This window comes from Proteiniphilum acetatigenes DSM 18083, assembly GCF_000380985.1.
Classification (GTDB): Bacteria; Bacteroidota; Bacteroidia; order Bacteroidales; family Dysgonomonadaceae; genus Proteiniphilum; species Proteiniphilum acetatigenes.
The window spans coordinates 92,666-114,224 of sequence record NZ_KB905696.1 but is presented as its reverse complement, the minus strand read 5'-3'; the positions used below and the strand labels follow the sequence as shown (position 1 = coordinate 114,224).

Sequence of the window (21,559 nt, the reverse complement as noted above, 5' to 3'; positions counted from 1 at the left end):
TGAAAGTAAAATTACTTTTGGGGATTTTTTGTGGTTTACTCCTGTATATCCCTGCTAAAATTGTTATCTTTGAGAGTCAATTAAAAACAATACAAATATCTATATATTCTTATACCAAAAGCATCATGAGTGAAGGATCTAATTTGATAAAAGTAGAATTCGTCTATCTTCCTGTGATCAATTTCGCGTTCCAGCAGAATCGCGTTTCTGTCATTCGTGCTTTCACCATTGAAAATATTTCAGGAAAGCCGTTAAGCAATATTCGTGCGGAACTGACTACCGAACCCGATTTTGCCGAGACAGTACCTTATCTGTTAGAGGAAATTCCTGCAAACCATATAGTCCGGATTGATGATCTGAAACTAAAATTGTCGACTAACTTTTTTATTCAACTCACCGAGCGGATTGCCGGGAATATTTTGTTAACAATTAAACTGGAGGATGAGATTATTTTCAAGGAGGATTATCCTATCGACGTTTTGGCTTTTGATCAGTGGAGCGGGGTTTCCATCCTGCCGGAGATGCTGTCCACTTTTGTCACTCCTAACCACCCTGCTGTTATTCCCATACAGAGGAGGGCGGCTGATATTTTGGAAAAGATGACGGGCAATCCGGCGCTTGACGAATACCAGAGCAGGAATCCCAACCGGGTAAAGAATCAGCTGGCGGCTATCTATAATGCCATTGCGGAACAGGGTATCATATACAGCTCGGTTCCGGCAAGTTTTGAGAAGTATGGACAGCGCGTTAGAATGGTAGATAGTGTGACATCGCGGAAACTGGGGACATGCCTGGATATGGCCTTATTGTATGCTTCTTGTCTGGAAGCGATCGGCATCCACCCCTTGATTGTTGTTACCCGGGGACACGCCTTCGCGGGTGCGTGGCTTATGCCGGACACTTTTCCCGATAGCGTGATTGATGATTGTTCGTTCCTGACAAAAAGAACAGCCGAAGGGGTCAATGAGATTATCCTGGTGGAAACTACCTGTATGAATAAGGGAAATGACGCTACTTTCGACCAGGCGGTAAAGCAGGCACACGATGCTGTCAAGCGAATTGGTGATTTTGTTTTGGCTTTGGATGTGAAACGTTCCCGGTATTCGGGAGTACGGCCTCTGCCGCAACGTGTTTTGAATGGTGAGCATTGGCAGATAAAAGAGAGCGAGAATCAATTCATAGAAAAGGAAATTGTCAATCCGGAAGCGATTAATCCATATGATTTATCCAATCTTTCCACCGATATCCAAGTTACCAAGCAATTGATGTGGGAACGAAAATTATTGGATTTGAGCTTACGAAATAATCTATTGAATACCAGAATAACGAGAAATACACTTCAATTAATTTCAGCCGATTTAGATAAATTTGAAGATGCCTTAGCCGATGGGAGCGAGTTCAGGCTTATGCCGAAACCTACAGACTGGGACAATCCGTTATATGATTTTGGAGTCTATCATTCTCTGGCCTCTTCCGATCCTATTATCGAGTTGATCAAATCGGAAATGGATCAGAAGAGATTAAGGACCTACCTGACAGAATCGGAATTGGATAAGTCATTAAAGCATTTGTACCGTTCCTCCAGATTGTCGATTGAAGAAAATGGAGCCAATACACTCTATATGGCGCTCGGGTTACTTCGCTGGTATGAAACTCCCAATAGTGAACGCCCTCGTTACGCCCCAATATTGCTGCTTCCGGTAGAAATGATTCGCAAATCGGCTGCTAAAGGATATATCATTCGTTCCCGGGAGGAAGATGTCATGTTGAATATTACTTTGCTTGAGATGCTCAGGCAAAATTTCGGTATCAATGTGCCCGGTTTGGAACCTCTTCCACAGGACGAAAGTGGTGTCAATGTACGGCTTATCTATTCCATCATCAGGAATAGCATCAAAAACCTGCCGAGATGGGATGTGGAAGAACAGGCTATTTTGGGTATATTCTCGTTCAACAAATTCATTATGTGGAATGATATTCACAATAATTCGGATAAGTTGTTACGGAATAAATTGGTACAGAGTCTTGTCAACGGAAAAATTGAGTTCGAAATGGATGATACGATGACCAATGCGTCGGATTTGGATAAAACTTTGAGTCCGGCAGACATTGTACTCCCTATAAGTGCCGATTCATCCCAGTTGGAAGCCGTTTATGAAGCAGTCAATAATAAGACCTATATTTTGCATGGACCTCCCGGAACAGGGAAATCGCAGACTATTACCAATATCATAGCGAATGCTTTATATCGGAAGAAAAGAGTATTGTTCGTTGCTGAAAAAATGGCTGCATTATCGGTTGTGCAAAGCCGCCTGGAGGCTATCGGATTGGCACCTTTCTGTCTGGAGCTTCATTCAAATAAAGCGAAGAAAACAGATGTCTTGTCGCAGTTAAAAAGGACGACCGAAATTGTGAAGCATCGTTCTCCTGAGAACTTCGATCGAGATGCCAAACGTTTATTCGAACTACGTAAAAACCTGAATGTATACGTGGAAGCATTGCATAAACAGTATCCGTTTGGTTTATCGTTATACCAGGCTATCACAAATTATTTGCATACAGAGACCGATCACGAGGTGATATTTTCCTTACATCTGTTTCCTGACCTAACAGAAGACAAACTGCTTGAGTGGCAGGATACGGTTGATTTGCTGGTAAGCGTTGGCAATGCTTGCGGACATCCTTATGATCATCCTCTGACCGGGATCAACCTGTCAAGATATACATCTGAAGTGAAAGAGAAAACTTCTGTTGTCTTGCAGGAGGCCATTAAAGTTTTTTCGGGTCTGAAAAAGCAAATAACGCTATTAAATACGCTGACTGGTGATGCTCCTGAAACAAAATATACCCGGGGGCAGTTTGATAGCGCGGCAACGCTTTTTTCTGTTTTACTTCAAATACCCGAGTTGACACCTGCTTTATTGCACGAACATAAACCGAATGAGCTGTTCACGGAATGTAGAGAAGTGATAGGGCATGGAACGGAACGTGACCGATATAAGAAAGAAATTCGACAGCATTTCAGCGAAGATATCCTTACTATCAATGCCAAATCTCTATTGAATGCATGGAATGTCGCCACCAATAAATGGTATATCCCCCGGGTTTTGGGACAAAAGAAGGTGCGTGATCAATTGAAATTATATATTGATGGTGGCACAATTAAGCATATTGATATAAAGAACACACTTACAAACATTATCCAATACCAGCAGGAGCAGAAATTGGTGAATGACTATTCCCAAAAGTTCCAATTGCTGTTCGGGAAGTTTGCCAAGCAGGAAAATGAACAATGGGAGACGATCCTTCAAATAATCAACGATTTTTCTTTATTGGACAATGCTGTGCTTGTTTTTACGAACGATATCGTGAAAGCCAATGAACTGAAGCAAGGTATCGCCAAACAGTTAGTGAGCGGGATAGATACTTTCAGAAAAGTACACGAAAAATCTTTCAATGAATTTAAAGGGTTACTGTTGCAACTCGAGAATGGATTATCCGACTTGTCGAGGGTATTGAATGTGGATGATACTGTGCTAATGAGTAATGATGCATTATGGTTAGACAACGCTTTATCGCAGTTAAATAGTTGGGTTTCTCATATCGACAAGCTAAAAGACTGGTGTCAATGGCTTTCAGCAAAAGAGAGAGCGGTCGGTCTTCAAATTGGGTTTGTCGCTGATGAATACAAGGAGAAGAATATTCCAACGAATCAATTGAAAAACAGTTTTTTGAAAGGATTCTATCATGCAGCGGTTGACTATATTATTGCACAAGAGTCGGGATTGGAACTTTTCAAAGGAGAATTATTCAATGATGTGATTTCAAAGTACAAGGAGTTGAATGATAATTTTGCTGAGATTACCAGGAAAGAATTATATGCCAGATTGGCTGCGAATATCCCCTCTTTTACAATCGAGGCAACCCAAAATTCGGAGGTGGGAATATTGCAACGCAGTATCAGGAATAATGCGCGTGGCATGTCCATCCGCAACCTGTTCGATCAAATTCCTACTTTATTATCACGCATGTGTCCTTGCATGCTGATGAGTCCGATCTCTGTTGCGCAATATATCAATCCCGATGCCGACAAGTTTGATCTGATTATCTTTGACGAAGCTTCTCAAATGCCGACGTATGAGGCTGTGGGTGCTATCGCCAGGGGAAAGAACATGATCATTGTGGGTGATCCCAAGCAAATGCCTCCGACAAGCTTTTTCTCTGTCAATAACATAGATGAGGATAATCTGGATAAAGAAGATCTGGAAAGTATCCTGGACGACAGTCTGGCGCTATCTATCCCCTCCCGCTATCTACTGTGGCATTACCGCAGTAAACATGAAAGCCTGATAGCGTTTAGCAATTCAGAGTATTATGATAATAAACTGCTTACTTTTCCCTCCCCTGATAATATCGAATCGAAAGTCCGCATGGTTCATATAGATGGACTCTATGACATAGGGAGAAGCCGGCAGAATAGAAATGAGGCCGAAGCCGTAGTCAATGAGATCAAACGTCGTTTGTCCGATGAGGAGTTAAGAAAAAAAAGTATTGGAGTAGTTACCTTTAGTGCAGTGCAACAGAATCTTATTGAAGACCTGTTGTCAGATCTGTTTGTTTTCAGATCCGATTTAGAGGCTATTGCTCTGGAATGCAAAGAGCCCCTGTTCATTAAGAATCTCGAAAATGTACAGGGCGATGAACGCGACGTGATTCTATTTTCCGTGGGATATGGCCCGGACGCGGAAGGTCGGGTGAGTATGAACTTCGGGCCATTAAACCGTAATGGAGGGGAGAGGCGTCTGAATGTGGCTGTCTCCCGCGCAAGGTATGAAATGATAATTTTCTCATCACTACGTTCCGACCAGATCGATTTGAATCGCACCTCTGCCATAGGTGTCAAAAGTCTGAAACGTTTTCTCGATTTTGCGGAAAAGGGAGAGCGGCTGAATAGGGAGCGGCAGTTGGCTATAACCAAAGACGCTTCAATTGAATATCTTGTTGCTGAAAGATTGAGGGAAATAGGGTATGAGGTGCATACAAATATCGGGACTTCCGGCTATAAGGTCGATATTGCCGTTGTGGATGAGAATAATCCCGGTAACTATATTTTAGGTATCATTTGTGATGGTGAAAATTATAAAAGGACAAAAACCACCAGGGATAGGGAAGTTGTGCAGAACAGTGTATTGCGTATGTTGGGATGGAATATATGCCGTGTATGGACGCTCGATTGGTGGGAGGATCCTACGAAAGTAATGATCATGATTGAATCTGCCATCGAAAATGCTAAAAAGAGAATCACTGAACCGGTCATAGCCAAAAAACAAGATGAAAAAGTGTTGGTTACGGGTGATGAAGAGGGGCTGATCAAAAATAATTTTGAGGGTCGGGGAGTGATGCCGGAAAAACCAAATACAATGGCGAAAGAGCCGGTTGTGATGAAAGAAGAGTCAATCGTAATGCAGGAAGAGCCAATAAAAACAGAAGAATCCGATATACATGATAGATATGTGTATGCAAATCTTCCAAAAGTACCATTTCCTTCAGAATCATTTCTTTTTCCTCACAATGAGAGTTACATTGTAAGACAGATACAGATAGTTCTTGAAGCGGAAGCGCCCATAAGCCGCTCTCTGTTATGTAAGCGTGTACTTAATTCCTGGGGAATTTCCCGTTTAGGATCCCGAATAGATGCATATTTTAATGAGTTGTTCAATAAAGTTGAATACTACCAGAAAAGAGACGACGAATCTATCTTCTTTTGGAGAAGTGAAGAGCAGATGATTTCATATGATACTTTCAGGCCAGCATCGGAACGTACTGCACTCGATTTACCTCCTGATGAAGTGGCGAATGCGATAAAATATTTACTGGCATCACAGATCAGCCTTCCGACAAAAGATTTGGCACGTATTACAGCACAACTTTTCGGTTTTGCCAGAACAGGTAATAATGTAGATAACGCTATGTATCAGGGTATACGGGAAGCTGTAAGGCGGGGTTATATAAAAGTGGAAAAAGGACGGGCTATTATTTTGTAAATTAGCTGTTTATTGCAGTCGGTAAAAATATTTCCGCTAAAATATAGGAAAATAAAAAATTTAATGCAGGATTAATAAGTAAAAGATGTATTGATGAGCAATAATCAAGGAAATATCATTATCTATCAAGCTGAAAGCGGGCATACCCGTATTGAGGTGAAGATGGAAGACGAAACTGTATGGTTGACGCAAGCGCAAATAGCCATATTGTTTGATGTAGATCGATCGGTGGTTACTAAGCATTTAGGTAATATATTTGAAGAAGGAGAATTAGACAAAGATTCAGTATGTGCAAAATTTGCACATACTGCCGAAGATGGGAAGACATATCAAACCCAGTTTTATAATCTGGATGCTATTATCTCTGTTGGCTATCGTATTAAATCCATTGTTGCCACACACTTCCGGCGTTGGGCCACCGAACGTTTGAAAGAGTATATGATCAAAGGTTTCACGATGGATGATGAACGCCTGAAGCAATTAGGTGGTGGAGGTTATTGGAAAGAACTGCTAGACCGGATCCGGGATATTCGTTCTTCTGAGAAAGTGCTTTATCGCCAGGTGCTCGACCTTTATGCGACAAGTGTGGATTATGATCCTAAATCTGATGTTTCCATTCAATTCTTCAAAATTGTACAAAATAAGCTACACTTCGCGGCACATGGACATACCGCTGCAGAAGTCATCTACGAACGGGCAGATTCTGACAAACCGTTCATGGGGCTGACTACATTCTCTGGAGATCTTCCCACAAGCAAAGATATAACTGTTGCAAAAAATTACCTGACAACTGATGAACTTAAGATATTGAACAATCTTGTTTCCGGGTATTTCGACTTTGCGGAAATTCAAGCTATGCGGCGTAATCCAATGTATATGTCGGACTATGTCAATCAGTTAGATAATATTCTTTCTTCAACCGGAGAAAAGTTATTGACCGATGCTGGTAGTGTCAGTCATCAACAAGCGATGGAGAAAGCAAAAGCTGAGTACAGAAAATATCAGGTGAAAACTGTATCTCCTGTTGAGCAAGCCTATCTGGATACGATTAAGCAATTGGAAAGAAAGGCTAATAAGAAAAAAGATAGAAAAGACGAGTAAGAGTTTCTGACAGTATAAATCACAATTTGTGATCTTAAACCAAAATATTAATATTGACTGATAACGAGTTTCAAAACTTGAAGTCACGATTTGTGACTTCAAGTTGGGGAGCGTTCGTAAACTCTAGAATGCCTTTACAGAATTATTTATAAGGTATAATATATGGATACAAAATAAATCAAAAGAAAAAAGAAGAGGAATTGATCGAGCTGGTCTCTAATTTCTGCCAATCGAATCGTTGCCGAAAGAATACCAACAGATGGTCAAGGAGCCCCGTGCAAGAGGAGAAGATATTTCTTTCCGGACAAATGGATAAAAAGTATGAACAAAAACTATCTGCTAAGAGAATGGAAATTGTCAGATAAGGAATCTCTTGCTGAAAATGCCAACAATATAAATATCTGGAACAATGTAAGGGATTATTTCCCTTACCCATATACGGTTGAGGATGGGGTGCAGTTTATCAATATGGTTTTAAGCAAAGAACCACCCTTTACCGATTTTGCGATTGACGTTGACAGAAAAGCTGTCGGAGGAATTGGAATTGTTTTGAACTCAGATGTAGAACGAATAAGCGCCGAAATCGGCTATTGGTTGGGAGAATGTTACTGGAATAGAGGAATTATGACAAATGTTGTAAAAGAAATGGTTAATTATGCTTTCTCTCATTTCCAGATAAAGAAGTTGTATGCACCTGTTTTCGATTTCAACAAAGCTTCACAACGGGTTCTGGAAAAAGCCGGATTTGAAAGGGAAGCTATTCTGAAACAAGCAGCCATCAAAAACGGTAAAGTCATAGATTTACATTATTACGGATTAATCAGAATATAAAATGAAAATTATATCAGTTCGGGAAAACCCCGAATACAAGGAAAAAGCGGTTCGTTTCTTCCAACAAAGCTGGGTTACGGTATCGCCAATTATCTACGAAGACAGTATAAGCCATAGTATAAATGCGGAAAATTCTCTGCCACAATGGTATTTGCTGCAAAAAGAAGATGAGATTATTGGATGTGCCGGACTAATCACAAACGATTTTATCAGTCGGATGGATTTGTATCCGTGGATTTGCGCAGTGTTTATTTCGGAACAACAAAGAGGAAACAACTATGCGGAACTTCTGATTAACAAAGCAAAAGATGATTCTAAAAGATTCGGATTCAAAAAATTGTACTTATCTACCGGTCATGTCGGTTATTATGAGAAATTTGGGTTCAAGTATATCGGACAGGGATATCACCCTTGGAATGAAGAATCAAGAATATATCAGATAGAATTGTAAAATATGAATCTCGAGATCAACAAAATAACTGAGAGATATCCTTAATCTTTCCGCATCCGTATCGGTTGGGCTGTCGAGTTTACCGATGATCCTTCGGGTAACAGATTAGGATTTGCAGATTATAACCCACAATAAATTCAATTAATCATGGAAGAAAAAATTTGCCAAAGTTGCGGTATGAATATGAAATCCGCAGAAGATTTCGGCACGAATGCCGACGGGACAAGAAATGAAGAGTATTGCCTTTACTGCTATCAGAACGGGACTTTTACCCGTGATGTAACCATGGAAGAGATGGTGGAGACAAACCTGGAGTATCTCGATCACTGGAACAAAGAGACGGGAAATAATTTTACACCCGATGAAGCGCGTCCGATGCTCCGTGAGTTTTTGTCAACGCTAAAACGCTGGAAGAAAGAGTAAATATGAAACTAAAAGACACGTCCATAGAGGAAAGTGTTGTTATGGCCAGGAATGGAATTGATTGACGAAAAGATCGCGGGCAATCCGGAAGAAATAAAATCGGAGCATGAACAGGAATTTGATTATATCACATTGAGATGCAATGAACTGATAAATAGATATCCTGAACAAAAATCATTGTTTGAGCATTACATGGAAAAGCAGCGTGAAGAATATGAGGTTTTAGAGAATAGTGTGGTTTGTTTGACAATGGTGATAAAAGAGAAACACCTTGAGTGACCAGGAACGCTATCGAGCCACAGTCGAAGATATGGAATCTGTGGTATGGCTTGCGGCGGGAATTAATTTTAATACGATAAAATAAAAAATATATTATCTTTGTCCCGTTAAAACGATTGGATGTTTAAATTTAAGAAGGATTCCGTGAAGTAAATAACCTTTGCTATCCTGGCAAGGTTATCCCTTAAGGTTACACTCAGGCATATTCTTGCCGGAGTTATTTTCATATTTATATACTAACTATTTCGTTAAGCGAGAGCAGAAACAAAGCTTGCTTTGGTTATGCCGAGTGTAGAAATAGTCTAAATTTATTGAACATATTTCTGATATGGCGGCAGGTGATATAATCCCTGTTCCGGCATCATCTCATTAAAAATTTAAATATCATGAGTAACGAAAATATTAAAACAATTGAGCTACGCTCCAATGACCTCACGCCCGACGAACCGAGCGAACTCGCTCCGTCTTCACTTAATCGGTCAATTCACGAATTCGATTTCAATTTAATCTGCGAATATTTTTCAAATGTAGAACGTCAAGGACCGGGCAGTCCCGAGATAACACTAAAAGCATTAAGTTTTATCGACAACCTCACGGACGAATCCCGGATTGCCGATATCGGCTGCGGTACGGGTGGGCAAACAATGACATTAGCCATACACGCTCCGGGACGAATCACCGGACTCGACCTGTTCCCTGAATTTATCCATATCTTTAACCGGAATGCCGAGCGACTCAATTTGCAAGACAGGGTCAAGGGAATCATCGGTTCAATGGATGAACTTCCTTTTCAGAAAGAAGAACTAGATCTGATCTGGTCGGAAGGAGCGATTTACAATATAGGTTTTCAACGGGGATTGAATGAATGGCGGGAGTTTCTGAAAACGGGCGGGTATATTGCCGTTTCGGAAGCGTCATGGTTTACCGATGAACGTCCGGCTGAAATCAATGATTTCTGGATGGATGCTTATCCCGAAATAGATATCATTCCGAATAAAGTTGCCCAAATGCAGAAAGCAGGGTATATCCCTGTCAGTACCTTTATCCTGCCAGAAAACTGTTGGACGGAACACTTCTATGCTCCACAAATTGCAGCACAGGAGAAATTCCTTACAAAGTATGCAGGAAATAAAACAGCCGGGGAACTTATCTCAAACCAACGCCACGAGATGCAATTGTACGATAAGTATAAAAGCTTTTATGGCTATGTGTTCTATATCGGAAAGAAAATATGAGAGGCGCCGTAAAGGTAATCCGGCTCTCCGGCTCTATGAGCGGTTAGGTTTTAAGATAATTGACGAGAATGAAGAAGGTTATATCATGTTGCTTTTTTTGAAATAATCCTTCTCATTTTCAGTGATCTTGCATAATGCCTGTTTCGGAGAATTGTGTCCGGAACAGGCATCTGTATATCAGCGTCAGTTATATAAGATAACTCTTATCAGATGTTAGCAAGATCGGAAAGGATATATATAATATTATACTCTATTTTTGCAGAAAATAAATTATCGATATGCAACAGCGAACTTCAACGACAGAAGAATACCAGAGGCAGATAAATATCATTAAGGATTATATCAATAATAATCTGGATAAACCGATTGATTTGTCCGAACTGGCTGAAATAAGCCATTTCTCTCCCTGGCACTTCCATCGGATAACCCGTGCCCTGCTTGGTGAACCTATAGGGAGTTATGTCGTCCGGATAAGATTGGAAACAGCCGCCAAATTACTGCGATATACCGATATGTCCGTTTCCGAAATCGCTTGTAGGGTAGGCTATGATGTCCCTACTTCACTTTCGAAAGCATTCAGGCAACAGTATGGTATTTCACCGATAGATTATAGAACGAATAGAGAATATACAATCATGAAAACAGAAAAGAAAATTTTACAGCTGAGTATAAAAGGGCCTAAAGTAATGGATATCCCTGTAACAAAAGCACTTTACATTAGTTTGACAGGACGTTATGGGAGCCTGGATTTTAGCGGTTCATGGCAGCGTTTATGGCAATTTGTAAAAGAGAAGAAACTGTTTTCTGCGGGTATGGAGCATATTGCCATTTATCACGACGATCCGAAAGTAACAGAAAGCGAAAAACTCAGGACAGACATATGCCTGACCATTAAAAAAGAGGCCAGACCACAGGGAGAAATAGGCGTAAAAGAGATAAAAGGCGGAAAGTTTGCCATGTTTCTTTATAAAGGCTCATACGATCATCTTGACGAGGTATATAATACCATTTATAGTAAGCTTTTACCTGATAACAATCTGAGACTAAGGGATTATCATTGTTTTGAAAAGTACCTCAACCATCCCGGTAAAACGGTCCCGGAAAAGTTGAAAACGGAGATTTATATCCCTGTAGAATAGAACCTGATCGTTTCGATATTTTACAGAGGAAGAATATCTTTATTAAAAAGATGCCTGTTTTTGACATCCATATCCGGAACAGGCATCGTATCTTTGCAGTATGAATGAATTATTGATGCAAATTCATATTCCCATTGACAAATAAATAATAATATGCTGGAATTACCCGAAGTCCTTACCCTGAGTAAGCAAGCGAATAACACATTAAGCGGTAAAACGATCACGCAGATATTTAACGCCACCAAACCGCATAAGTTTACCTTCTATAACGGCGATCCGTTGGAATACGGTAAGTTGCTTATCGGAAAGACGATCCTGTCGTCTGAAGGATACGGCATGTTTGTAGACTTCTATCTTTCGGACAATGTGACGATGAATATCGGTGACGGAGTCATTGCCCGTTACTACAGTCCGGGCGATAAGATCCCGGCCGGTTATCAGTTGCTGTTGGTTTTCGATGATGATTCGTTCCTGGTTTTTAGCGTTGCCATGTATGGATTTATCAATGCCTATCCCGACGGGATTATTGACAATAAATATTACAAACTAAGCAGAGAAAGTATCTCTCCGCTGAGCAAGGATTACACGGAAAAACAATTCGATAAACTCTTTACCGAAGCAAAAAAGACTCTGACCGCCAAGGCCCTGCTCGCCACCGAACAACGAATCCCCGGCGTAGGAAACGGCGTCATACAAGATATTCTTTTTAACGCACAAATTAATCCGAGGCAACAGATCTTAAGGCTGTCTGACAAAAAGAAAGAAACGCTGTTCTTTTCCCTGAAAGATACTTTATCGGAAATGGCTTTCGAAGGCGGGCGCAATACGCAAACCGACCTCTATGGTAACAACGGCGGCTACCGTACAATCCTTTCCTCCAAAACATGGAAAAACCCCTGTCCCCGTTGCGGTAGTATAATTGTAAAAGAAGCCTACTTAGGTGGTTCGGTTTATTATTGCCCCGAATGCCAGAAAATAGAATCATGAATAACGGGAAAAAAACTTAGTTTTCGGTTGTTAAAGGAGACCGTTTATAAAAGTCCTGCAGCAATTGATACGCCCTGATTGTGCTGTCTGGGTTCAGATAGTTGTTTCGGATCTTCCTGTATTTTTCCAGCACTTTCTCCGACCGGTAATAAATGACAGAATCTGTGGTAAATGTAGGTATATGATCTTCCGGATAGGCATAGGTGAAAGATCCCGCTTCTCTTGCATATACCGGTATCTGGAAAAATTTCCGGGGTAGAAGCTTCTTTGATTTGTAAGATTCAAAAGCAGCTTCAACAAAAAAATCGACAGCATAATCCGGATACCCGAACAAATAGCCATATCCTCTGTATCGTTCATAGCGATCCGCATTTTCAATTGTACTGACTACGGTCGAAGGATCGGCTCCGGGTACTAATCCGAATTGGCCGAAAAAACTTTCTTTGGCCCGCAGAAGGCTGTCCAGCGAACTCACCCTGACAACGCTTAACTGCATCAACCGAATGCTGTCCTGTGCCGTTTTATAAGGGATCAGTACAAATTTCAGATCAGGGAAATTTAGCCGGTTAACCGCTTGTTGAATAGTATATAACCGATCTAAATAGCTTCCTTGTTTCTTCCGGTCGACAATATCGGAGCTTGTTTGTTTTACGCTGTCCGTATTGGCCAAAGGAAAACGATACAGTCTCACCGAGCTCATGGGTTTCACATTGCCCAATAGGGTGTATAGCGCCTCATAATCGAGGGCGTATTGCAGAATGGAATCGATGAGTCGTTGTTCCTGAATATGAACAGACATTCCGATACCCACCGGGACTACTTGTTGCTTGCTTTTACAGGACAGAACAAGCGATAAAATAAGTAAAAACGCTAAATAGGAATATTTCTTCATAAAGTTGGTTTAACACCTGTCCCTCCGGGTTGGGAATTAAAAATTCCTTATTTGATAGCCTTGGGGCTTGATTTGATATGCCTGAGGGTTGCCTCGGGAGTATTTATTGACCGGATAACCGGTTAATGGATTTTTTTATTTCGGAAAGGACGGTTTCGTTCGGTTCCGCTGAAACTAGCTGCTGTAACTGTCCGATAATGTATTCCTTGCGGTAGGAATAATTATACCAGCCAAGCGCTTCGGCTGTAGCCGTGCGTAATTCGGGATCATCTGTCCGGTCTGCCAGTACCGAGAGCAAGATGTCCGCTTCATCCGAAGCTGGATGGTTACGGAACCGGGAAATCTCTGATGCTCTTTTGCTGACGCTTATCGATTTATCCGATATGGAAGGGATATCGCTCTTTTTGCTTTGATTGGCCGACCGGATACTCTTCAGCGTATTGTCCAGCATTTCCCTTGTATAGAAAGGCCGATTTTCTGACTGGTTCAGTAATTCTGCTTCCAGTTTATCCAGATTCAGCATCCTGTATGCGGAAGAGATCTTAAAGTTTATACGTTTCGAAGTATTGTCGTTCAATATGGCGCGGGCGACAGCCGGCAATAGTTCTTCCGATCCGTTCTTTCCGATAAAATCAAGGGCATACCGTTTTGTGAGTTCATAGCTGTCTGTTGCGGCTGCAGCCAGTACTTCCACGAATGCGTCGTTATTGAGCCGGGACAACAGCATCAGGGACTGGAGCCGTACAATCATACTGGGAGATTCGAAATAGGATTTTTTCAATAAATCGCTTATACCGGGATCATTATTCTCATACAGCATCTGTAATGCCATTGCCTGTATATCGACATCCGGACTGGCAAGTGCCTTTCTCCAAAAACGGTTATCATTCCGGTGTATGGTCAGTGCGTCATTGATGTCAAAATCACCGGCACTGTTTTTCGCGAACCGGAAAGTAGGATCTCCCAGAATATGTGTTTCCAGAAAATGGGTGTACTTTCCCCATTGTCCTATCCGTAATCCGTGATCGAGCAGCCCCAGGAATTTATCAGGCCACTTGTCCTGGATGGTGTTGACGGTGTTCGCCTGTGTAACAACGGTTTGCCCGTCGTTGAACAGATAGGCGCCGGCAATATACTCATCTTCGTAGAAGGAGCCGTTATAGCAGGCATCGAACATGACAAACCTTGCATTGGGCGATATGGAAAGGATGTCATCCACTGATATTTCGAGGGATGCGTTCATCACTGAATCCTTCTCCATCAAAACGGGATCGAAGGCTTCCTCACACCATGCACGCGGAACATCCAACAGGTTGGTATAATATGCTATGGTCTCTTCTTTGTCTTTCCCTTTTTTTACGGCTGACGATACTTTGCTGCGCAGGTATATTTTTATGTTTTCTATCGACGTATTTGTGTCGCTGCCGCTTTTATATCCGTTGACATATTGCCGGTCGTTGGACCCGTGATGGTGGAATAGCATGATATCCAGGTCCGGACGAAGGATCTCGTTCATCCAGTAGGGTTTCATCGGCCAATAGGAATCGAAATCCATGAACTTCACGTAGCTCTCCGGATTGAACAGGGTGGGAAACTGCTCTTTAAGCGCCAATTGCTCGCCCGACCATGCCACTTTCGATTCGGAATTGTATCCGTATCCGCGAGCAACCGAAAGATTGTCAATGATATTGTTTTTCTCTTTCGTCTTGACATCAACCACTTTTGTCAGATAGTCACGCAATTGGGCGTACTTGTCTTTTTTCCCTTTTTCCAGCGGCTTGATACGCGCCGTATAGATATCCGAACGGATTGTCTGTTTTGAGTCGGGTCGTAACGAATAATAGAAGAAAAGCGGTTTGAGTGAATCCTGCCTGAGAAAATCAAAAGAGAGGTCGAAATCGTCATAGAAACGGTCGGATGCAACGCTGGATTGCTGCCAGTCCCGTTTCTGGTTCATTTTGAAAGCGGAGGTCAGATGCTGGGCGTCCCTTACCATTACAATGGGGATGTCACCTATCAATACGGCGCCTTCGATCGGATTTTTCTTTACATGGTATAACCGTTTCAATTCCTGTTTGATGGAATCGGGATGGAACCATCGGTCAATAATGAGATACGTTTTAAGTCCGTCGGCTTCTATCGATTCGGCATACCGTTTTACCTCGTTTTCCGCCTGCTGGTAACTTGCACTGTCTATGACAATGGCAAAACCGTTTGACGTTTTTTTTGCCTGTAATGCTACCGTAAAAGCGGCTAGCAATATGATCAGTAATCTATACTTCATAAAAAAATATTTTTAAAATGTACATCCGAATGCGGTGGAAACGTTTATCCTGTGGGGTTCGGTGAAGTTCGTTGTTTTCAACGTCGATTTCGTATAATCAATACCGGCTGTCAAGTACACAGTGGTTGGTAATTTTCCAAACAATGTTCGCTTATTGAGTTTAGCTTGTACGCCGCCCGTATAATAGTCCGATGTCAGGTATTCGAGTACGGGATATGACCATATACCGGCGAGGGTTATTCCTTCAAAATCGGCTTTTGAAGAAAGATTTTTTCGATAACCTGCGTTGACCTTTAATCCCAGCAGAAACATCTTTGGCAATCGCAATGTTTTTTCCCCTTTCAATGCAATCGTGATGTTGGAATATTGTTGCAGATACATTTCGGGAAGGAAAGAGCTGTTTTGCTGTTCGAAGATGACCGTTCCTCCAAAGGCATAGGCCGCGAAACCCTCCCTCTCTTTCGTTAATCCGTAATCTGCCGCTGCATGATAAACCCGGTTGCGGTACTGCACCGACTGGTTGAATACCTCCCATACGGTCTGGTTGTTCACATTAGTTACCCTTTGCTGATCGTACCAGATACCTTTAGAAGGAATATAGTCGAATGAGAGTTTGGCAATCTGGGTGATATCATTGCGTTTCAATGAAAAAAGATTCGATATGGAAAAGCGATTCTCCTTGTAATCTCCCGATTTAAAGGGAGCAAAGGTGCTGCCATCTTCCGATTTCTCCACATTATTCCTGTATCCCAATTGGAGGATATTCTCCATGCCTCTCCCTTCCCAGCCCAGTTGGATGTTCCCTCCTAAGACTTTCCCTTTATAGCGGCGTGAATGGCTGTTCCCTGAATCGGGAAAGTAATTACCCAATCCCTGAAACTGGAAAAAGACGAAATTCGATGTGCCGTAATAGGAGTCCATCCCAATTTTTTCAGCATACCCTTCCATGCCGATATCTGCCCCCAACGACCAACGGGAGAAACGGTAGAGGATACCCGGTCGCAACGAGTACCTGACGGCATCGATCAATGTCCTCGGGTCATTTTCGTCCGACGAAGAGCCTCCCTTGTAAGTGGCGGCGATACCCCATGTGAGTCTATCCTTAACGGACGAAGCTACCCCTCCACGGATATCAAATAATTCATTGTTGTAATTACCTCCGATACTGTCTGCCAAAAGGTAGGGATTGCCGGGAGAGGGCATCAATACATTGTTCCACTTTTGCCCGTTCAACGTGGAGATTCCATAAGAGAAATCTCCGAAGAAATGAAGCTGCCCCACCTGCTTGAACCCTTCCACCGATACTTTTCCCCCGTTTATGCTCTTCGGATTGGAGAGGTGTTTATAAGATCCGGAGGTATGGTTGTATCTCAGGCGTATATCCATGGCATCGCCAATACTGGCATAAGCCACCGGGTTCTCTACCTGAAGCCATAGATGGCGTATCGGCAACAGTGAATAGTCAACCGGGTAGACCACACTGTCGTTTGTCCGGGCGTGGCCTGTCACGGTTGAAAACAGGCAGGCAACACCTGTAATGATAATTATTTTGGATATAAACTTCATTAAAGAGAATAGCTGTTATTGATCGACGGTTGTCGGGTGAACAAACGGAGTAGGCGTTTGGTCTTGCAGAAAATCTTCCGTCGAGTTATTCGTATCCTTGTAAATCACTTTTCCGTCGATGATCTGGTTTACTTTTCTACGTATGCTTTTGCCGCTGTATGTTCCTGCAGAAATAAATGTGTATCCTGCATCCAGATCGGAAGGAACTCTTTTATTACGTCTGTTTGGATCGTGGTTCATACATTCAACCGCGTCGATAACGTATTCTTTGGGGATCCTTAAATATTGGACCTGAGACGAAGTCCCCGGCTTCGTGGAAAGATTGGTTTCGTCCGACGCGAAAACGGCAGGATCGATGTTCTCCGGGAACCGGAAGATAACCTTTGCCGGTCCGAAGACAGAATACAAGGCATCAACCAATGATGTCGATGTCGTGTGCAGGATCTCCATGTTGGGAACTCCCGGGGCATCTGCGTCTCTTCCGTTATTTATGTGTCCCACATATAGCTCCCAATCTGCATTGGCCAGGTTTACCGGTGATAGGGGATTTCCCGCAGGATCTGTCTGGTGATCGATACCATCCATCGCGATTACGATGCTTGTGCGCGGAGCCAAAGGGTGATCCGTGCCGGAACCTTTGAAATAAAAGGTATATCCGTATAAAGGCAAGCGATCCTGCAGATTCCCATTTTCATCCACCCAAGGCGAAGCGCTGTTGGAAGCTGCCGGATCTAATGCGCCGAAACCGATATTATCCAGATAGATCACCTCATCGGAGTTATTGTAGATCTCGGTAAAACTATCATGAAAATAACTGGAGCTGAAAGAGCCTTCAACCGGAGATCCCGAATAATAGATCTCTTTAAACACGAGTCCACCTGCGAGAGAACTTGCATGGAGTGTAATGGTGAGTGACTTATCTTCTGCTATGGTCGTGTTCTCCAGCAACCCGTTGAGAGCAAATTCTTCGGTTTCGTGGGCAACGCTGAATGAGTAAATACCCGATACAAGGGAGAATTGTGCTACGCCATCGGTATTGGTTTTAGCGGAAACAGCTGTCCCGGTTTGTGAATTGGTCGCTTTTACCTCGATATCCGAAGCGGAGCCATTGGGATACCCTTCGGGATACTGAACCGTTACATTGACGGTATATCTTACCGCCTCTTCTTCCCCGTCCTCGCAGGAGGAGAAAAGGAACAGTGATATGGCAGAAATAAATAGAAAAGCACTCCATTTCCAATGGAAAGCGCTTCTTTCGCCATGTTGATTGTTGAATATTATTTTTTTCATACGCTGTATAATTTAAATGAATAATTAAAATTTATATTGAATCTCTGCTCCGAAATAAAAATTGGTATTTCGTTGCACGTATTGTGATGTTCTGTTGCTTTGGTGTAAAGGATTCATCTTTAGGAAATTGTTTGCCATAAAGGATAACGTTAAATTGCGTGAAAACTCCTTGGTCAGGCGAAGGTTGAATTGCAATGCAGGAGGAAGGCTTTCTTCCACGTATTCATACGTATATTGGTTGCTTGACCGAAGAAAGGCGTACCGTGAATCCTGCGCATATTCTTCTTTCCATTCATGCTTTTGTCCGCTCTTGTCGAAAAAAGCCAAAGGGTCAATGTAGCGTGATGTTTCCGTATCCCGCAGGGCGGTATGGTCGTATACCCTTTCCCCGTTGTCGTTGTAATAATATACCAGCGAATTCCCTCCTTCGTCGTCCCATCTGTCTCTTTCCTTTGTATTCCAGATGATTTGCGGGGTGAGGGAGACGATCATCTTCAGCTCCGGAATATGGGTGATCATGCGGATGTTGGTATTGATGCGCTGTCGGATCTTTTTGTCTCCCGGCGGCATTATGGTGACATAAGAGACGAGTTCGCCCTGTTCAACCCTGGATCTTTTTACATACGTCGGATTGATATTGTAGGATTCCTGGAACAGCCAGGCTCCGTCAATGACAAATGACGTGCGGATAGACTTTATTTGCCCGATATGTATAATATATTCCAACCCTTTTTTGATGAGAACCTGGTTATTGGTCGGCATGTTGTAGGTGTAAACAGCCGTGTCCATGACAGAAGGAGCCTGTAATCGTTCTCCGTTCTCGTAATAATAGACCTCCCCGTTCTCGAATTCCGGCGTTTTGCCGGCTCCCTCGACTGTAAATTTTCGGTATGGGGCGAAGTAAGGGACGGATGAAAAAGTCATCCCGTTTTTCAGTTTTTCGTGAAAACCTGTTACGGAAACCGATATTTTTCGGATATCGAAAGAGAGCCCGATTTCTTTTTTAGTGCTGCGTGCCGGTTTCAATTCCGGATTCGCCGTATCGATCACTTTGGTAGTTACCACTGCCAGCATATGATCCGTATCATAATAGTTAAAGCTGACATTGTCGAAGTATGCTTTATCGGGGACAATGTAGGATAGTGTGGGCATTTTTGCGGAAACTCCATAGCCGATATTGACGCTCAGGCGGTCAAACAGTCTGTTGTTGTTTTTGTTGAGAACCTCCCAGGAGGTGTTGAGGCGTGGTTCTATGGAAGAATAATTCCCCGGACGGGTGAGCGAGAACCGTATCCCCGCTTGCGCTGTAAGTATTGTTTTTCCTATCGGATGGATTGCTTTATCTTCAATAAAAAGCGCATAGTTTCTCAAAACCGGAAGGTCTTTATCTGCCCTGGGGCGGATACTCGATTCGAGCGTCGACATGGGAGGGGCGGACAGGTCGTACTGTAGTCCTTCTCCGTTGTTCCCGTTCACTGAGATATCGAACCCGGCGACGAGCGAATTGAATGTTTCTCCGAACTGGCGGTTCAGGTTACCTTTGATCTTCACGAAAAAATTATAGGGTTTACCGTCGATGGTGTATTCCGTGTAAAAAATTGCCGGCAGATAGTTTTCTTCGAATATTCCGTCTACATAAGAGGTAGGATAGGGAACAACTCCCGTCGTAAGCGTCTGTAATTGCTTTACATAGTTTTCAGACCAGGAATAATCGCCCGACAAACTGTATTCGAGATTGGTGATCCACGGTTTGCGCAGCATCCATTTACCGTTTATCCCGGCCCGTATACCTTTATTGGATGACCGGATGGCTTCCTGCTTGTTCAACTGCACGTCAGTTTTATTGTCGTCTATCGTCTGGAAATAGGAAATACGCGCATTTATATCCAACGGAGTCGATTTCTCCATAAAGGTGTTGGAGTAAATGGCTGTTCCTGTGAGGCGCTTATAACCACGGTACTTATAGCGAATGTCGTTGTAAGCCTGTGCGTAATCTGCCCCGAGGTTTAGTGTGCCGGACCGGCTAGGCAGACGGAATCCTTTTGACAGGCTTCCCATCTTGGTGTTCGGATCCATATTGGCTTTTACCCTCCAGGGCTGGATGCCCGCTTTCGTTTTAACCAATACTACTCCTGAGGTGAGGTTACCGTATTCCGAAGAAGGTATTCCCCGGATCACTTCCACTTCTTCGATGTTATCGGCAGATATCTCCCTGAGATCGACACCTCTGCCTACTGTATTTGCGGCGACGGAGAGATTGCCTGAGCGGGTAGTATTAAATGTTTGCATGTTGGCATCATTCGACATGGGAGCGCCGTCTACCATCACCAGCGTACCTAACGCGCTGTTCGGATTTTCGGTTATTTCCCTGATCTTTACTTGTCCCGGTGATGCCAGTGTCGGATTCTCAGTCACTTGCCCGGGTAACAACTGAAAGATGTCCGTCAGGCTTTTCGGTTGTATATGCTCGATAGCCGTTGTTTCTATCTTCGATGACGAACCTAATTTACTCTGCGTTGCAGTAACCGTTATTTCCTCCAAAGCCAGGGTTGCCGGTTGCAATTTTTGTTGCCAGTTATGAATATCCGCATCGACCATTCTGGAAATGTGCAGCTCCTGGTAACCCAGCAGCCGGAAATTGAACGTATAGGTCCCTTGTGGAACATTATCAAATGAAAAACGGCCCTCTTTATCCGTAATCGACCAGAGATCCAGATTGGCAATCGAGACAACGGCCATCTCTATCGGGTTTGAATCCGTAGAATCCAGTAAAACACCGTTAATTTGAAAATGATTGCTTTGGGATTTTACGCTCTCTATATGACAAACCATAAGAGCAGCCACTGCGATAAGGACAGTCTTATAAAAAGTATGAATTTTTTTCATATTCACTACGGGAAATATCTAACTACGATTCTTGGAGTTAGAGGGGCTTCCGGGAAATTAAGAGTTCAACCTAAATTCAAACGAGTATTCCTGATAGTTCCACCAAAATATATAAAATGAGGAGCAACCTGAATGATTGGTTGTCGTAACA

The 21,559-nt window shown here is 42.7% G+C and carries 14 protein-coding genes; 9 read left to right on the top strand and 5 right to left on the bottom strand.

The window, feature by feature from the left end; all coding sequences use genetic code 11:
• Positions 1–125 precede the first annotated feature (125 nt).
• The 9 genes from F597_RS0108835 to F597_RS0108790 all read left to right on the top strand — a co-directional run bounded on the left by F597_RS0108835 (position 126) and on the right by F597_RS0108790 (position 12,490).
• The gene (locus F597_RS0108835; protein WP_019539371.1) at positions 126–6,044 is read left to right on the top strand and encodes a DUF3320 domain-containing protein; all 5,919 of its coding nucleotides are present in this window, start codon (positions 126–128) and stop codon (positions 6,042–6,044) included.
• A 90-nt stretch (positions 6,045–6,134) separates the two neighbouring features.
• Positions 6,135–7,145: a virulence RhuM family protein gene (locus tag F597_RS0108830; protein ID WP_221406100.1), complete on the top strand. Its 1,011-nt coding sequence runs from the start codon at positions 6,135–6,137 to the stop codon at positions 7,143–7,145.
• Positions 7,146–7,466: 321 nt separating this feature from the next.
• Positions 7,467–7,976 carry a GNAT family N-acetyltransferase gene (locus F597_RS0108825; protein ID WP_019539369.1) on the top strand — a complete coding sequence of 170 codons (510 nt, stop codon included), beginning with the start codon at positions 7,467–7,469 and terminating at the stop codon, positions 7,974–7,976.
• A gap of 1 nt (position 7,977) precedes the next feature.
• Complete coding sequence (locus F597_RS0108820; protein WP_019539368.1) at positions 7,978–8,427, top strand: GNAT family N-acetyltransferase; 450 nt, start codon at positions 7,978–7,980, stop codon at positions 8,425–8,427.
• Positions 8,428–8,574: 147 nt separating this feature from the next.
• Complete coding sequence (locus tag F597_RS0108815; RefSeq protein ID WP_026327297.1) at positions 8,575–8,850, top strand: zinc ribbon domain-containing protein; 276 nt, start codon at positions 8,575–8,577, stop codon at positions 8,848–8,850.
• Between the two features lie 51 nt (positions 8,851–8,901).
• Positions 8,902–9,129 (top strand): hypothetical protein, encoded by a 228-nt coding sequence (locus F597_RS0108810; protein WP_019539366.1) that lies wholly within the window; start codon positions 8,902–8,904, stop codon positions 9,127–9,129.
• A gap of 386 nt (positions 9,130–9,515) precedes the next feature.
• Complete coding sequence (locus F597_RS0108805) at positions 9,516–10,364, top strand: class I SAM-dependent methyltransferase (protein WP_019539365.1); 849 nt, start codon at positions 9,516–9,518, stop codon at positions 10,362–10,364.
• A gap of 278 nt (positions 10,365–10,642) precedes the next feature.
• Complete coding sequence (locus F597_RS0108795; RefSeq protein WP_019539363.1) at positions 10,643–11,503, top strand: AraC family transcriptional regulator; 861 nt, start codon at positions 10,643–10,645, stop codon at positions 11,501–11,503.
• Between the two features lie 153 nt (positions 11,504–11,656).
• On the top strand, positions 11,657–12,490 hold the full coding sequence (locus tag F597_RS0108790) for a zinc finger domain-containing protein (protein ID WP_019539362.1): 834 nt from the start codon (positions 11,657–11,659) through the stop codon (positions 12,488–12,490).
• A 16-nt stretch (positions 12,491–12,506) separates the two neighbouring features.
• Here F597_RS0108790 and F597_RS0108785 read toward each other — a convergent pair whose 3' ends face one another.
• The 5 genes from F597_RS0108785 to F597_RS0108765 all read right to left on the bottom strand — a co-directional run bounded on the left by F597_RS0108785 (position 12,507) and on the right by F597_RS0108765 (position 21,408).
• Entirely contained in the window at positions 12,507–13,382 is an 876-nt protein-coding gene (locus tag F597_RS0108785) for a hypothetical protein (RefSeq protein ID WP_019539361.1), read from the bottom strand.
• Positions 13,383–13,485: 103 nt separating this feature from the next.
• Entirely contained in the window at positions 13,486–15,666 is a 2,181-nt protein-coding gene (locus F597_RS0108780; protein ID WP_019539360.1) for a HEAT repeat domain-containing protein, read from the bottom strand.
• A gap of 12 nt (positions 15,667–15,678) precedes the next feature.
• Positions 15,679–17,232: a DUF6850 family outer membrane beta-barrel protein gene (locus F597_RS0108775; protein WP_019539359.1), complete on the bottom strand. Its 1,554-nt coding sequence runs from the start codon at positions 17,230–17,232 to the stop codon at positions 15,679–15,681.
• Between the two features lie 15 nt (positions 17,233–17,247).
• The gene (locus F597_RS0108770; RefSeq protein WP_019539358.1) at positions 17,248–18,522 is read right to left on the bottom strand and encodes a DUF4876 domain-containing protein; all 1,275 of its coding nucleotides are present in this window, start codon (positions 18,520–18,522) and stop codon (positions 17,248–17,250) included.
• Positions 18,523–18,546: 24 nt separating this feature from the next.
• Positions 18,547–21,408: a TonB-dependent receptor gene (locus F597_RS0108765; RefSeq protein ID WP_019539357.1), complete on the bottom strand. Its 2,862-nt coding sequence runs from the start codon at positions 21,406–21,408 to the stop codon at positions 18,547–18,549.
• Between the last annotated feature and the right edge of the window lie 151 nt (positions 21,409–21,559).